We start from the raw sequence: 13,260 nt of genomic DNA on the forward strand, positions 1-13,260 counted from the left end.
AACCATGCAGGAGCGAACGCGCTCCTACACTGTCGCAATAGATCCCCAAACCGACAAAGCCGCTAAAGCCAGCCCTCTACACGTCGATAACCCGTTATCGCTCGCTGTTCGCGGCCCATGGCGCGAACCACCTTTTTTCCACAGAAGGTTTTTATGTCTTCCAACAAAGCCCGCGCAGATTCCCTTTCGCTTCTGCTGTTCACCTTGCGCAGCGGCAAGCTGATGGCAATCAACCTGCTCAAAGTCAGTGAAATCATCCCCTGCCCGCCGCTGACCAAACTGCCGGAATCGCACCCCCACGTGAAAGGCATCGCCACCCTGCGCGGCAATTCGCTGTCGGTCATCGACCTGAGCCGGGCCATCGGCGAACGGCCGCTGGAAGACCCCGAGGGTGGCTGCCTGATCGTCACCGACGTCAGCCGCTCCAAGCAGGGCCTGCATGTGCAGGCGGTGAGCAAGATCGTGCATTGCCTGACCACCGACATCCGCCCACCGCCCTACGGCTCCGGCGGGGTCAAGTCCTATATCACCGGGGTCACCCAGGTCGACGGCACCCTGGTGCAAGTGCTGGACATCGAGAAAGTCATCCACGGCATCGCCCCGGCGCAGATCGAAACCGCGCCGACCGAGCTGAGCATGGAAGACGCCGAACTGCTGGGTAACGCGCGGATCCTGGTGGTCGACGACAGCCAGGTGGCCCTGCAGCAGTCGGTGCATACCCTGCGCAATCTCGGCCTGCAATGCCACACCGCGCGCAGCGCCAAGGAGGCCATCGACTGCCTGCTGGACCTGCAAGGCACCGCCCAGGAGATCAACCTGATCGTCTCGGACATCGAGATGTCGGAGATGGACGGTTACGCCCTGACCCGCACCCTGCGCGAGACCCCGGACTTCGCCCATCTTTATGTCTTGCTGCATACCTCGCTGGACAGCGCCATGAACGCGGAAAAGGCCCGCCTGGCCGGCGCCAACGCGGTACTGACCAAGTTCTCCTCGCCGGACCTGACCCGCTGCCTGATCGAAGCGGCCCGTCACATCGCCGCCCAGAGCGCCTGAGCCATGGCCGACAACTACTGCCTGCTGATGCGCCGCGACCTGACCGGGCAACCGGCGGCCGCCAGTTGGCCCGCCGCCTTCAGCCTCGACAGCTATCGGCCCGAGCTGGCCGAAGCGGTGCATGGCCTGATGCACCTCGGTTATCAGGACGGCGGCGGTCGCGTGCCGGAGCTGGACAGCTGGCGCCAACGTTTCGAAAGCGACGCCGAATACGACCCGCAACTGTGCCTGGTGGCCCAGGATGCCGAGGGCGTCGTCGGGGTGATCCAGTGCTGGACCAGCGCCTATATCAAGGATCTGGTGGTGCATCCGCGGGCTCGCGGCCAGGGCCTGGGCCGGGCCTTGCTGCTGCAGGCCTTCGAGGTCTTCCGCCAGCGCCGCGAAGCCTTTGTCGACCTGCGGGTGCTGGAAGACAACCAGCGAGCTCGCGGGCTGTACGACAGCGTCGGCATGGTCGCGATCCGCCGCGAGCAGGTTCCCCACACGCCGCTGTAACGCCTGTAGCCGCTGCCGCAGGCATACTCCCTCGCACACCCGTGAACGAAGGAACGCCCCGCCATGAAAGCCCTGTCTCTGAGCCTCGCCTGCCTGACCGCCCTTCTCGCCAGCCAGGCCCAGGCCTCCAGCCCGGACGCCTGGGCGACATTCGACAAGCAGGTGCGGGCCAGTTGCACCAAGGCCAGCCAGCTGAAGAATGTCAAAGTGCTGGGCAACGCCGCGCAGTTCGACGACCGGGTCGGCTACAGCGCCCTGTTGCTCCAGGGCCAGTACCCGCAAAAACACATGAAGGGCCAGATTGGCGTCGAACTGTGCCTGTACGACAAACAGCGCAAGAGCGCCCATGTCACCGAGTGGGATTCGATTCGCCCCGCCCTCGAAGCCAAGGGTCGGTGACTGGCGCATAACTTGCTTCGAGAGCGCTATTCACAGGGCGATGTGAGTCATTCCGTCGCCGCTTCCGCCTTTCGACTATGGCTGCTGGCTCAATGAATACTCGTTTTTCCTGCGTAGGCTGCGGCAAGTGCTGCAACGATCACCACGTTCCCCTGACCCTCGGCGAAGCCCGCCAGTGGGCGCTGGATGGCGGCCAGGTGATAGTGCTGGTGGAGGGGTTCCTGAGCAACGGCCTGGGGCTGCCGGCCGAGCAGCGTGAGCACGCCGAACGGCGCTCCTGTGTGGTGCCCAGCGGCAATGCCCAGGCCCATGTGGCGATCACCTTCGCCGCCTACAACGTCGGCCCCTGCCGGAATCTTGACGAAGACCAGCTGTGCCGGATCTATGAGCGCCGGCCGCTGGTGTGCCGCATCTACCCGATGGAAATCAACCCGCACATCCCCCTCAACCCGGCGATCAAGGAATGCCCACCCGAATCCTGGGAAAAAGGCCCGGAGCTGATCGTCGGCGGCGAGCTGGCGGACCTGGAACTGGCCGAACTGATCCAACGCTCACGCCAGGCCGACCGCGACGATATCCACAGCAAACAAGCCATCTGCCAACTGCTGGGCATTCACACCACCGCGCTCAAGGGCGATGGCTTTACCGCCTACCTGCCGGACATGGCCGCCCTCGCCGAAGCCATCGAGCGGGTCCAGGCGCAACCGCTGGCCGCGCCGGCCAGCGAGTGGCTGTTCCATGTATCCGGTGCTGACATTGCCGGGCAGGTGCAGGACGCCGGCGCCCAGGTGGTAACCGAGGCGCCGCTCACCTACGCCTTCATTTCCCTGCGCGCGGCCTGATCTGTAGCCGCTGCCGCGGGCTGCTATCGCATCTGAAGGGTGCGCAAGATCTGAAGGTCGTCGAAGTCCTACAAAAGCTCAGGTTCAGCGCTTGCCCATCGAGCGACGGGTGCCGGGTGGCGCCGCGCCTGGGGTCTTGGTGTGGCCGTTGGTGGCGCCGTTCTTGTACCAGGGTTGCTGGGCGTTCTTGGCCTGGGCGAACTCGGACGGCTTGAACGGAAACTTGAACGGCGCGATCGCCGATTTGCCTTCGCCAGGCGCGCTGGCGTCATCGACCTGGTCGGCGCTGGGAGCGTCGGACACAGGCGGTTGTGCTGGGGTAGTCATGGAAGCTCCGGGTGAAAAGCAAAGGCCGGGCCCGCGAAAGCGGGCCGCGAAGGCCGGCAGTATACCGACGTTGCGGATCTTTGGCCTGCCGCGACCGTCATGGGCCAGGGTCATAGGTCGGCCTTTGCTGACAGCGCTGTCAGGCAGGCGTCACGTTGCTGACCCGGTCGGTCGGCTATAAAGGGGCCATCGATACGGGCCATCCTCCCGTCCCATCTGCCCCCCGGCGCTGGCGTCCATGCGTAATCGGAAAACAACCCTTGTGCTCGCAGGCGTGCTCGCCGTCCTCGCCGCCGCTGGCCTGTGGCACCTGCTCAAGCCGCCCAGCGCCAAACTGGCGGCGCCGACCGCCGTACCGGTGCGGGTGATCAGCGTCGCCCAGCGGGATGTGCCGCGGTATGTCAGTGGCATCGGCTCGGTGCTGTCGCTGCACAGCGTGGTGATCCGGCCCCAGGTCGACGGCATCCTCACCCGTTTGCTGGTCAAGGAAGGCCAACTGGTCAAGGCCGGCGATCTGCTGGCGACCATCGACGACCGCTCGATCCGCGCCAGCCTCGACCAGGCCCGGGCGCAACTGGCGGAAAACCAGGCGCAACTGCAGGTGGCCCAGGTCAACCTCAAGCGCTACAAGCTGCTGTCGGTAGATGATGGTGTGTCCAAGCAGACCTACGACCAGCAGCAAGCATTGGTCAACCAGCTCAAGGCCAGCGCCCAGGGCAACCAGGCCGCCATCGATGCGGCGCAGGTGCAGTTGTCCTACACCCAGATCCGCTCGCCGGTGTCCGGCCGCGTTGGCATCCGCACCGTCGACGAAGGCAACTTCCTGCGCACCAGCGATACCCAGGGCCTGTTCTCGGTGACCCAGATCGACCCGATCGCGGTCGAGTTCTCCTTGCCGCAACAGATGCTGCCGACCCTGCAGGGGCTGCTGGTCGCCGAACACCCGGCAACGGTGGACGCCTACCTGGGCGCCGATACCGACTCCGCCACAGGCGAGCGCCTGGGCGAAGGCCACCTGAGCCTGATCGACAACCAGATCGACACCAATACCGGGACCATCCGCGCCAAGGCCGAATTCAGCAATCCCGGGCAAAAGCTCTGGCCCGGCCAGCTGGTGACCATCAAGATCCGGACCGCCGTGGAAAAAGCCGCCCTGGTGGTACCGCCCAGCGTGGTGCAGCGCGGCCTGGACAAGCACTTCGTGTATCGGGTCAAGGATGACAAGGTGGAAATCGTCCCGGTGCAGATGGTCTATCAGGACAGCGGCCAGAACATCATCAAGGGCGTGCAGGCCGGCGACCTGCTGGTGAGTGACGGCCAGTCGCGGCTCAAGGCCGGCTCGCGCATCGAGGTACTCAGCGAACCGCCGCAACAGATCCAGGCCGCGAACACGGAGCCGCAGCCATGAAGGGCCACGGCTCGATCTCCGCCTGGTGCGTCGATCATCCGGTCGCCACCCTGCTGCTGACTTTCGCCCTGGTGCTGCTGGGCGCCATCGCCTTTCCTCGGCTGCCCATAGCCCCGCTGCCGGAAGCCGAATTCCCGACCATCCAAGTCTCCGCGCAATTGCCCGGCGCCAGCCCGGAAACCATGGCCTCTTCGGTGGCCACGCCGCTGGAGGTGCAGTTCAGCGCCATCCCCGGCATGACCCAAATGACCTCCAGCAGCGCCCTGGGCTCGACCAACCTGACCCTGCAATTCACCCTCGACAAAAGCATCGATACCGCCGCCCAGGAAGTGCAGGCAGCGATCAACACCGCCTCGGGCAAGCTGCCCAACGACATGCCGAGCCTGCCCACCTGGCGCAAGGTCAACCCGGCGGACAGCCCGGTGCTGATCCTCAGCATCAGCTCCACGCAGATGCCCGGCACCGAGCTCAGCGACTACGTGGAAACCCTGCTGGCCCGGCAGATCAGCCAGATCGACGGCGTCGGCCTGATCAATATCACCGGCCAGCAACGCCCGGCGATCCGCGTCCAGGCCTCGCCCGACCGGCTGGCGGCCATCGGCCTGACCCTGGCCGATATCCGCGTCGCCCTGCAGCAGGCCAGCCTCAACCTGGCCAAGGGCGCGCTGTATGGCGAGTCGAGCATCTCGACCCTGTCGACCAACGACCAGCTGTTCCATCCCGATGACTACAGCCAGTTGATCGTCTCCTACAAGAACGGCGCGCCGGTGCAGCTCAAGGATGTCGCCCGGGTCATCAGCGGCCCGGAAAACGCCTATGTACAGGCCTGGTCCAACGATCAGCCGGGGCTCAATCTGGTGATCTTCCGCCAACCGGGAGCCAACATCGTCGACACCGTGGACCGCATCCAGGGCGAACTGCCGCGTCTGGAAGCCATGCTGCCGGCCTCGGTGGATGTGACTGTGCTTTCGGACCGCACCAAGACCATTCGCGCCTCCTTGCACGAAGTGGAAATCACCCTGCTGATCGCGGTGCTGCTGGTGGTGGCGGTGATGGCGCTGTTCCTGCGCCAGCTGTCGGCGACGCTGATCGTCTCCAGCGTGCTCGGGGTGTCGCTGGTGGCCAGCTTTGCGCTGATGTATGTGCTGGGCTTCAGCCTGAACAACCTGACCCTGGTGGCGATCGTGATCTCGGTGGGTTTCGTGGTCGACGACGCGATTGTCGTGGTGGAGAACATCCATCGCCATCTGGAGGCCGGCGACGGCATGCGCGAGGCGGCGATCAAGGGCGCCGGCGAAATCGGCTTCACCGTGGTGTCCATCAGCTTCTCGCTGATCGCCGCGTTCATCCCCCTGCTGTTCATGGGGGGCGTGGTCGGCCGGCTGTTCAAGGAGTTTGCCCTGACTGCCACCTCGACCATCCTGATTTCGGTGGTGGTGTCACTGACCCTGGCGCCTACCCTGGCGGCGTTGTTCATGCGCGCCCCGTCTCATCATCCCCACGATCGCCCGGGCTTCGGCGAACGCCTGCTGGCGCTCTACGAGCGTGGGTTGCGCCGGGCCCTGGCCCATCAGCGGCTGATGCTCGGCCTGTTCGGCCTGACCCTGGGCCTGGCCATCGCCGGCTATGTATTCATTCCCAAGGGCTTCTTCCCGGTGCAGGACACCGGCTTCGTGCTGGGCACCAGCGAAGCGGCGGCCGACATCTCCTACCCGGACATGGTGGCAAAACACCTGGCCCTGGCGAAGATCCTCGGCGCCGACCCGGCGGTGGAAACCTTCTCCCACTCGGTCGGCGTCACCGGCAACAACCAGACCATCGCCAACGGCCGCTTCTGGATCGCCCTCAAGGACCGCGGCCAGCGGGACGTTTCCGCCAGCCAGTTCATCGACCGCATTCGCCCGCAGATGGCCAAGGTCCCGGGCATCGTCCTGTACCTGCGGGCCGGCCAGGACATCAACCTCAGCTCCGGGCCAAGCCGCAGCCAGTACCAGTACGTGCTCAAGAGCAACGACGGGCCGACCCTCAACACCTGGACCCAGCGCCTGACGGAGAAACTGCGGGCCAACCCGGCCTTTCGCGACCTGTCCAACGACCTGCAACTGGGCGGCAGCATCACCCATATCAGCATCGACCGCAGCGCCGCGGCGCGTTTCGGCCTGACCGCCACCGATGTCGACGAAGCGCTCTACGACGCCTTCGGCCAACGCCAGGTCAACGAGTTCCAGACCGAGACCAACCAGTACAACGTGATCCTCGAACTGGACGCCAAACAGCGCGGCAAGGCCGAGAGCCTGAACTACTTCTACCTGCGCTCGCCCCTGAGCGGCGAGATGGTGCCGCTGTCGGCGCTGGCCAAGGTCGACCCGCCCACCGTCGGCCCGCTGTCCATCGCCCACGACGGCATGTTCCCGGCCGCCAACCTGTCGTTCAACCTGGCGCCCGGCGTGGCCCTGGGCGACGCGGTGATCATGCTCGAGCAGGCGAAAAACCAGATCGGCATGCCTGCCTCCATCGCCGGCAACTTCCAGGGCGCGGCCCAGGCCTTCCAGAGTTCCCTGGCCAGCCAGCCGTGGCTGATCCTCGCGGCGCTGGTGGCGGTGTACATCATCCTCGGCGTGCTCTACGAGAGCTTCGTCCACCCGCTGACCATCATTTCCACCCTGCCCTCGGCCGGCCTTGGCGCGCTGATCATGCTCTGGCTGCTGGGCCAGGACTTCTCGATCATGGCCCTGATCGGCCTGGTACTGCTGATCGGCATCGTCAAGAAAAACGGCATCCTGATGATCGACTTCGCCCTCGAAGCCCAGCGCAAGGGCGGGCTGTCGCCGCAGGAGGCGATCTACCAGGCCTGTATCACCCGTTTCCGGCCGATCATCATGACCACCCTCGCCGCGCTGCTCGGCGCCCTGCCGCTGATGCTCGGTTATGGCGCCGGCGCCGAACTGCGCCAGCCACTGGGGATCGCCGTGGTCGGTGGCCTGCTGGTGAGCCAGGCGCTGACGCTGTTCACCACTCCGGTCATATACTTGTGGCTCGAGCGGCTATTCCATCGGCCCACACCAGCGCCGGCGCTGGCAAGCACATCCTGAGGCGGGGTCATGCGCGTTCTGATTATCGAAGATGAAGAGAAAACCGCGGACTATCTGCACCGCGGCCTGACCGAACAAGGCTACACCGTGGACCTCGCGCGCGACGGCGTCGAGGGCCTGCACCTGGCGCTGGAAAGCGACTACGCGGTGATCGTGCTCGACGTGATGCTGCCCGGCATCGACGGCTTCGGCGTACTGCGGGCCCTGCGCGCGCGCAAGCAGACACCGGTGATCATGCTCACCGCTCGCGAGCGCGTCGAAGACCGCATCAAGGGCCTGCGCGACGGCGCCGACGACTACCTGGGCAAACCCTTTTCCTTCCTCGAACTGGTGGCACGCCTGCAGGCTTTGACCCGCCGCAGCGGTGGTCACGAGCCGGTGCAGATCAGCATCGCCGACCTGTGGATCGACCTGATCAGCCGCAAGGCCAGCCGCGCCGGCACCCGCCTGGACCTGACCGCCAAGGAGTTCTCGCTGCTCAGCGTGCTCGCCCGGCGCCAGGGCGAGATCCTGTCGAAAACCGCGATCGCCGAGATGGTCTGGGACATCAACTTCGACAGCGACGCCAACGTCGTCGAAGTGGCGATCAAGCGCCTGCGGGCCAAGCTCGACGGGCCGTTCGAACAGAAACTGCTGCACACCATCCGCGGCATGGGTTATGTGCTGGAGAACCGCGGTGCCTCGTAACTCGATTGCCCTGCGCCTGAGCGGGCTGTTCACCCTGGTCGCCCTGCTGGTGTTCCTGCTGATCGGCGGCGCGCTCTATCAACAGGTGGACAAGGGCCTGGGCCTGCTGCCCGAGGCCGAACTGGACGCTCGCTACAGCGTGCTGGAGTCGGCACTGACGCGCTTCGGCAATCCGGAGCACTGGGCCAAGATCAACAACAAGCTCAAGCTGCTCAGCGAAGAAGACAAGCGCATCAATTTCTGGGTGGTCAGCGGCGACCCCGCCTACGAATACGGCAACCCCGACCCGCAGATCCGCAGCTTCGCCCAGGGCCCGCTGGGCATGCGCGACCTAATCCTGCCCGGGCATCCCTATCCGCTGAAAGTGCTGGTCAGCCAGCTGCCGGCCAAAGAGTTGCGCCCGCCGCTACGCTTTCTGATCGCCATCGACACCGAGACCTTCTACGAGACCCAGCACCAGTTGTTGATTGCCCTGATCAGCCTGGCCATCGTCGGCGTGCTGCTGGCTTCGGCGCTGGGTTACTGGGTCGCGCGCATCGGCCTCAAGCCCTTGATCGGGCTGTCCGAAGAAGCCCAGCGCCTGGCCCCGCCGCGGCTGTCCGGGCGCTTGCAGCTGTCGTCGCTGCCTCCGGAGCTGACGCAGTTCGCCAACTCGTTCAACTCGACCCTGGAACGGGTGGAACAGGCCTATTCGCGCCTGGAATCCTTCAATGCCGACGTCGCCCACGAGCTGCGCTCGCCCCTGACCAACCTGATCGGCCAGACCCAGGTGGCGCTGACCCGCGGGCGTTCCGCCGAGCATTATTTCGAGGTGCTGCAATCCAATCTCGAGGAGTTGGAGCGGCTGCGCTCGATCATCAACGACATGCTGTTCCTGGCCAGCGCCGACCAGGGCAGCAAGGCCACCAAGCTCGCCAGCACCTCCCTGGCCAGCGAAGTGGCGACCACCCTGGACTACCTGGACTTCATCCTCGAAGACGCCCAGGTCAAGGTCGAGGTGCGCGGCGATGCCCAGGTGCAGATCGAGATCGCCCACCTGCGCCGGGCGCTGATCAACCTGTTGAGCAATGCCGTGCAGCACACCGCGCCGGGACAGGTGATCCGGGTGCAGATCGACGTGCAGGAACACCAGGTGGCCATCGCCGTGAGCAACCCCGGCCAGACCATCGCCAGCGAGCACCTGCCCCGGTTGTTCGAGCGTTTCTACCGGGTCGATGCCTCCCGCAGCAACAGCGGCGCCAACCACGGCCTGGGGCTGGCGATCGTCAAGGCCATCGCCCTGATGCACGGCGGCGACGTGTTCGTGCGCAGCGATGACGGCATCAACACCTTCGGTATCTACCTACCGATCTGAGCCCTCCTCCTCTTCCGTAGGAGCAGCCGGTCGACGCTCGATTGCTCGCGATAGCGGTACGTCAGGCACAGCGCATCGCCTGCATCGCCGGCAAGCCTGGCTCCTACAGAAGCAGTAGCAACTATTGCTTTTGACGTAACAGTGCTTATCCTGTTCGGCGCTTTTTCCAGCAGCCCCGAAGTTATATTTTTGTCGCACCTAATTTGAACTTGCTCTGCAAGAAGGTCTTCAGAAATGTCCAACAGTATGGGTATTGCCAGCGCCTTTGTTTTGTCCTCCCTGTTCTTGGCCCCTATGGCCATGGCCGAAGAATCGCAGACTTTCGCCGCGCATAACGCCGCACGCGCCGCTGCATTCCAGGACACCCAGGAAGCGCTGGCTGCCAAGCAACAGAACGGTGAGCAGCTGCAGAACACTACGGCGGAACAACGCCAGCCGGAAGTTCAGAAAGACAGCTGATACCCGCTACCGACTCGTTTCCCTCGACAACTTCTCTGCTCTAACCCTGGAGTAAGTTGTCTTAAAGCCGCTGATAACAGCGGCTTTTTTTTGCCATGTAGAACTGGCCGTTTCATTCGTTTCACCCAGAACAAGAAACACCCGAATCGACAATAACAACGATCACCATTTATCCAAGGAGCTTTATACCGGTGAAGGTCACTTCAACTCTCAACCCGTTATTCATTGCAATGGCTGCAACTATCGCCCCCTGCGTCCAGGCAGCCGACGAGGCCAGCCCTGAAGGTTTCGTCGAAGGCGCAAGCCTCAAACTCAACGCCCGCAACTACTACATGAATCGCAACCGCCACCAGCAGGCTCCCGACAATATCGAATGGGGCCAGGGTTTCCTGGGGATCTTCGAGTCGGGTTATACCCAGGGCACGGTCGGTTTTGGCATCGATGCCAACGCCATGCTCGGCTTGAAACTCGATGGCGGTGGCGGTACCGACGGTTCGAGCATCCTGCCGATCAGCGACGGCAACGGCAAAGCCCCAACGTCGTTTTCCACCGCCGGCGCCACCCTGAAAATCCGCGCCTTTGACACCGAGCTCAAGGCCGGCGACCTGTTCCTCAACAATCCGGTGATCGCCGGTGGTCAGAGCCGCATGCTGCCGCAGACCTTCCGCGGGGTCAGCCTGAGCAACCACAGCTTCGACGGCTGGCTGCTCGAAGGTGGCCAGGCCAGCTTTACCAAGCCCTATAACCAGAGCGGCCGTCGGCGTATCGGCAGCGCGTACAGCAATCCGGCGAACAGCGTCGAAAGCCAGCACCTGAATTGGGCCGGCGTGGCCTGGAGCGGCGTGACCGGGCTGACCAGCAGCCTGTATGCCGCCGAACTCAAGGATATCTGGAACCAGTACTACTACGACCTCGACTACAGCTATGCGCTGAACGAGCTGGTGACCCTGAACCCGGGCCTGCACTTCTATCACACCCAGGACACTGGCGACGCGCTGCTGGGCGACATCGACAACAACACCTATAGCCTGCATTTCACCCTGGGCGTCGGCCATCACAGTCTCACCGCCGCCTACCAGCGGGTGAACGGCAACACACCGTTCGACTACATCAACCAGGGCGACAGCATCTACCTGGACAACTCCCAGCAGTATTCGGATTTCAACGGCCCCAACGAGCGCTCGTGGAAACTCAAATACGCCTACGATTTCGCCGGCCTCGGCCTGCCGGGCCTGACTTCGGCGCTCTCCTACTCGCGCGGCGAGCTGGACCTGACCAAGGTCGATCCCCACAGCCGTGGCTACGCACACTGGTACAGCGCCGGCGGCGAACACGCCAAGCACTGGGAACGCGACCTCGACCTCAAGTATGTGGTCCAGGGCGGCAAGGCCAAGGACCTGGCGGTCCGCCTGCAGTGGGCCACCAACCGGGGCGGCAAGGGTTATGGCGCGCTGGACAACGACACCGACGAATACCGGGTGATTGTCGACTACCCGATCAATGTGTTCTAAGCGCGATTAAGCAAAAGGCCAGCATCATTTTGCTGGCCTTTTTTTTGTCTGGGATTTATACATGCGCCCGCAGGCGCGATCGGTCTCTGCAACTCTGCTCGCTTCACCCAAAAATACCCTTACAACGTATAGATCGCAGAAGTCAGAACCATGAGTGTGAGTAGTGCGACACCCCGCAACACGACCACTTCGACCCGGTCGGAAAGGATGCTGATTCTTGGAAGCTCATTGATGGTCGTCTCCATCCTGAGCATCGTGACCTTCTTGCTGATTCGCGAACGCGGCAGCGTCGAAATGGCCGCCACCCGTGCCGCTTCCAACATCGTGCAATTGATCGACGCCGACGTGCTGCGCAACGTCGAGCTGTACGACGTCTCCCTGCGCGGCCTGATCAGCGCCTCGCAACGCGAGGACCTGAAGCAGGTCTCGCCGACCATTCGCCATATGGCGCTGTTCGACCGGGCCACCGCTGCGCCCTACAAGGGCAATATCCTGCTGCTCGACTCCCGTGGCGACGTGCTCGCCGACTCCGCTTCGGTCGAACCGCGCAAGGGCAACTTTGCCGATCGAGAGTATTTCCAGTCCCATGTGGATAACCCCGATCCGGGCATGCTGATCAGCCGACCGTTCCGCGCCCGCCCACCCGAGCTGGATTGGCGCATCAGTTTCAGCCGGCGGGTTTCCAACGAGCGCGGGGAGTTCCTCGGCGTGGCCGAAGCGGCCATGCGCCTGGACTACTTCAGCCAGTTGTTCAAAAGCCTGAATGTCGGCCGCGACAGCTCGGTCAACCTGATCAGTCGCGACGGTATCCTGCTGGCCCAGGAACCGCCGCGAGCGGACAACCTGATCGGCCAGGACTTCAGCCAACGGCCCAATTTCATCCGCATCCTGCGCGAGGGAAACGGTAGCTTCAAAGGCCTGTCCAACAACCTGCAGCCGCGCCTGTATACCTTCTCCCAGGTCGGTGACCTGCCGCTGATCGTGATCGTGGCGCTCTCCAGCAATGAAGTATTCGCCTCCTGGCAGCGCACCGTGCTGGTGGTCGGTGGCGCCACCGGTGCGCTGTGCCTGGGCCTGCTGTGGCTGACCTGGCTGCTGTGCCGGGAACTGCGCCGCCGCCAGAGCGCCGAGCAGGAGCTCGCGCAACTGGCCGCCACCGACGCCCTCACCGGCCTCGACAACCGCCGCAGCCTGGACCAGACCCTGGCCCGTGAATGGGGACGCGCGCAGCGCTCCCACAGCGACCTGTCGCTGCTGATGCTCGACGTGGATCACTTCAAGGCCTTCAACGACCGCTACGGCCACCCGCTCGGCGATGAAGCCCTGCGCATCGTGGCCCGGGTGATCAGTGACAATATCCGTCGCCCCGGCGACCTGGCTGCGCGCTACGGCGGCGAGGAGTTCGCCGTGGTCCTGCCGGAGACCGACAACGAAGGCGCCCGGCGTATCGCCGAACATATTCGCCTGGGGGTCGAGCGCTTGCCGCCGATCCAGGACGGTGCCTCGCCGATCACCATCAGCATCGGCCTCAGCACCTGGGCAGGCATGCCGAAGTCCAGCCTGGAAGCGCTGTGCTCGATGGCCGACAAGGCGCTGTACCAGGCCAAGGCCGAAGGGCGAAATCGGGTGG

General features: G+C 64.2%; 12 protein-coding genes. 11 read left to right on the forward strand and 1 reads right to left on the reverse strand.

Annotated elements, in window-relative coordinates:
* The first annotated feature begins 153 nt into the window (after positions 1 to 153).
* The 4 genes from J4D52_RS06525 (at position 154) to J4D52_RS06540 (ending at position 2,792) form a co-directional block, all read left to right on the forward strand.
* On the forward strand, positions 154 to 1,056 hold the full coding sequence (locus J4D52_RS06525; protein WP_025806172.1) for a chemotaxis protein CheV: 903 nt from the start codon (positions 154 to 156) through the stop codon (positions 1,054 to 1,056).
* Positions 1,057 to 1,059: 3 nt separating this feature from the next.
* Complete coding sequence (locus J4D52_RS06530) at positions 1,060 to 1,551, forward strand: N-acetyltransferase (RefSeq protein WP_025806173.1); 492 nt, start codon at positions 1,060 to 1,062, stop codon at positions 1,549 to 1,551.
* A 63-nt stretch (positions 1,552 to 1,614) separates the two neighbouring features.
* Positions 1,615 to 1,950 carry a hypothetical protein gene (locus J4D52_RS06535; RefSeq protein WP_025806174.1) on the forward strand — a complete coding sequence of 112 codons (336 nt, stop codon included), beginning with the start codon at positions 1,615 to 1,617 and terminating at the stop codon, positions 1,948 to 1,950.
* A gap of 92 nt (positions 1,951 to 2,042) precedes the next feature.
* Positions 2,043 to 2,792 (forward strand): YkgJ family cysteine cluster protein, encoded by a 750-nt coding sequence (locus J4D52_RS06540; RefSeq protein ID WP_063432916.1) that lies wholly within the window; start codon positions 2,043 to 2,045, stop codon positions 2,790 to 2,792.
* 84 nt (positions 2,793 to 2,876) lie between these two features.
* Here J4D52_RS06540 and J4D52_RS06545 read toward each other — a convergent pair whose 3' ends face one another.
* Positions 2,877 to 3,119 carry a hypothetical protein gene (locus J4D52_RS06545; RefSeq protein ID WP_102676041.1) on the reverse strand — a complete coding sequence of 81 codons (243 nt, stop codon included), beginning with the start codon at positions 3,117 to 3,119 and terminating at the stop codon, positions 2,877 to 2,879.
* A gap of 238 nt (positions 3,120 to 3,357) precedes the next feature.
* Between J4D52_RS06545 and J4D52_RS06550 the strand changes: the two genes are divergently transcribed.
* The 7 genes from J4D52_RS06550 to J4D52_RS06580 form a co-directional block, all read left to right on the forward strand.
* The gene (locus J4D52_RS06550) at positions 3,358 to 4,527 is read left to right on the forward strand and encodes an efflux RND transporter periplasmic adaptor subunit (RefSeq protein WP_102676040.1); all 1,170 of its coding nucleotides are present in this window, start codon (positions 3,358 to 3,360) and stop codon (positions 4,525 to 4,527) included.
* Positions 4,524 to 7,619, forward strand: a complete 3,096-nt coding sequence (locus tag J4D52_RS06555) for a multidrug efflux RND transporter permease subunit (protein WP_102676039.1) — start codon at positions 4,524 to 4,526, stop codon at positions 7,617 to 7,619. Before J4D52_RS06550 ends, J4D52_RS06555 begins: the two co-directional genes overlap by 4 nt.
* Positions 7,620 to 7,628: 9 nt before the next feature.
* Positions 7,629 to 8,306, forward strand: a complete 678-nt coding sequence (locus J4D52_RS06560; protein ID WP_009050709.1) for a heavy metal response regulator transcription factor — start codon at positions 7,629 to 7,631, stop codon at positions 8,304 to 8,306.
* Positions 8,296 to 9,660, forward strand: coding sequence for a heavy metal sensor histidine kinase (locus tag J4D52_RS06565; RefSeq protein ID WP_102676038.1), 1,365 nt, complete (start codon positions 8,296 to 8,298; stop codon positions 9,658 to 9,660). The genes J4D52_RS06560 and J4D52_RS06565 overlap by 11 nt, the downstream gene beginning before the upstream one ends.
* 234 nt (positions 9,661 to 9,894) lie before the next feature.
* Positions 9,895 to 10,119 carry a hypothetical protein gene (locus tag J4D52_RS06570; protein WP_025806179.1) on the forward strand — a complete coding sequence of 75 codons (225 nt, stop codon included), beginning with the start codon at positions 9,895 to 9,897 and terminating at the stop codon, positions 10,117 to 10,119.
* A gap of 230 nt (positions 10,120 to 10,349) precedes the next feature.
* Entirely contained in the window at positions 10,350 to 11,630 is a 1,281-nt protein-coding gene (locus J4D52_RS06575) for an OprD family porin (RefSeq protein ID WP_102676037.1), read from the forward strand.
* Between the two features lie 150 nt (positions 11,631 to 11,780).
* A partial coding sequence (locus tag J4D52_RS06580) for a sensor domain-containing diguanylate cyclase (protein WP_207272117.1) occupies positions 11,781 to 13,260 on the forward strand: 1,480 nt, incomplete at its 3' end.

Source organism: Pseudomonas sp. GW460-12-10-14-TSB1 (assembly GCF_017349775.1).
Taxonomy (GTDB): Bacteria; Pseudomonadota; Gammaproteobacteria; order Pseudomonadales; family Pseudomonadaceae; genus Aquipseudomonas; species Aquipseudomonas piscium.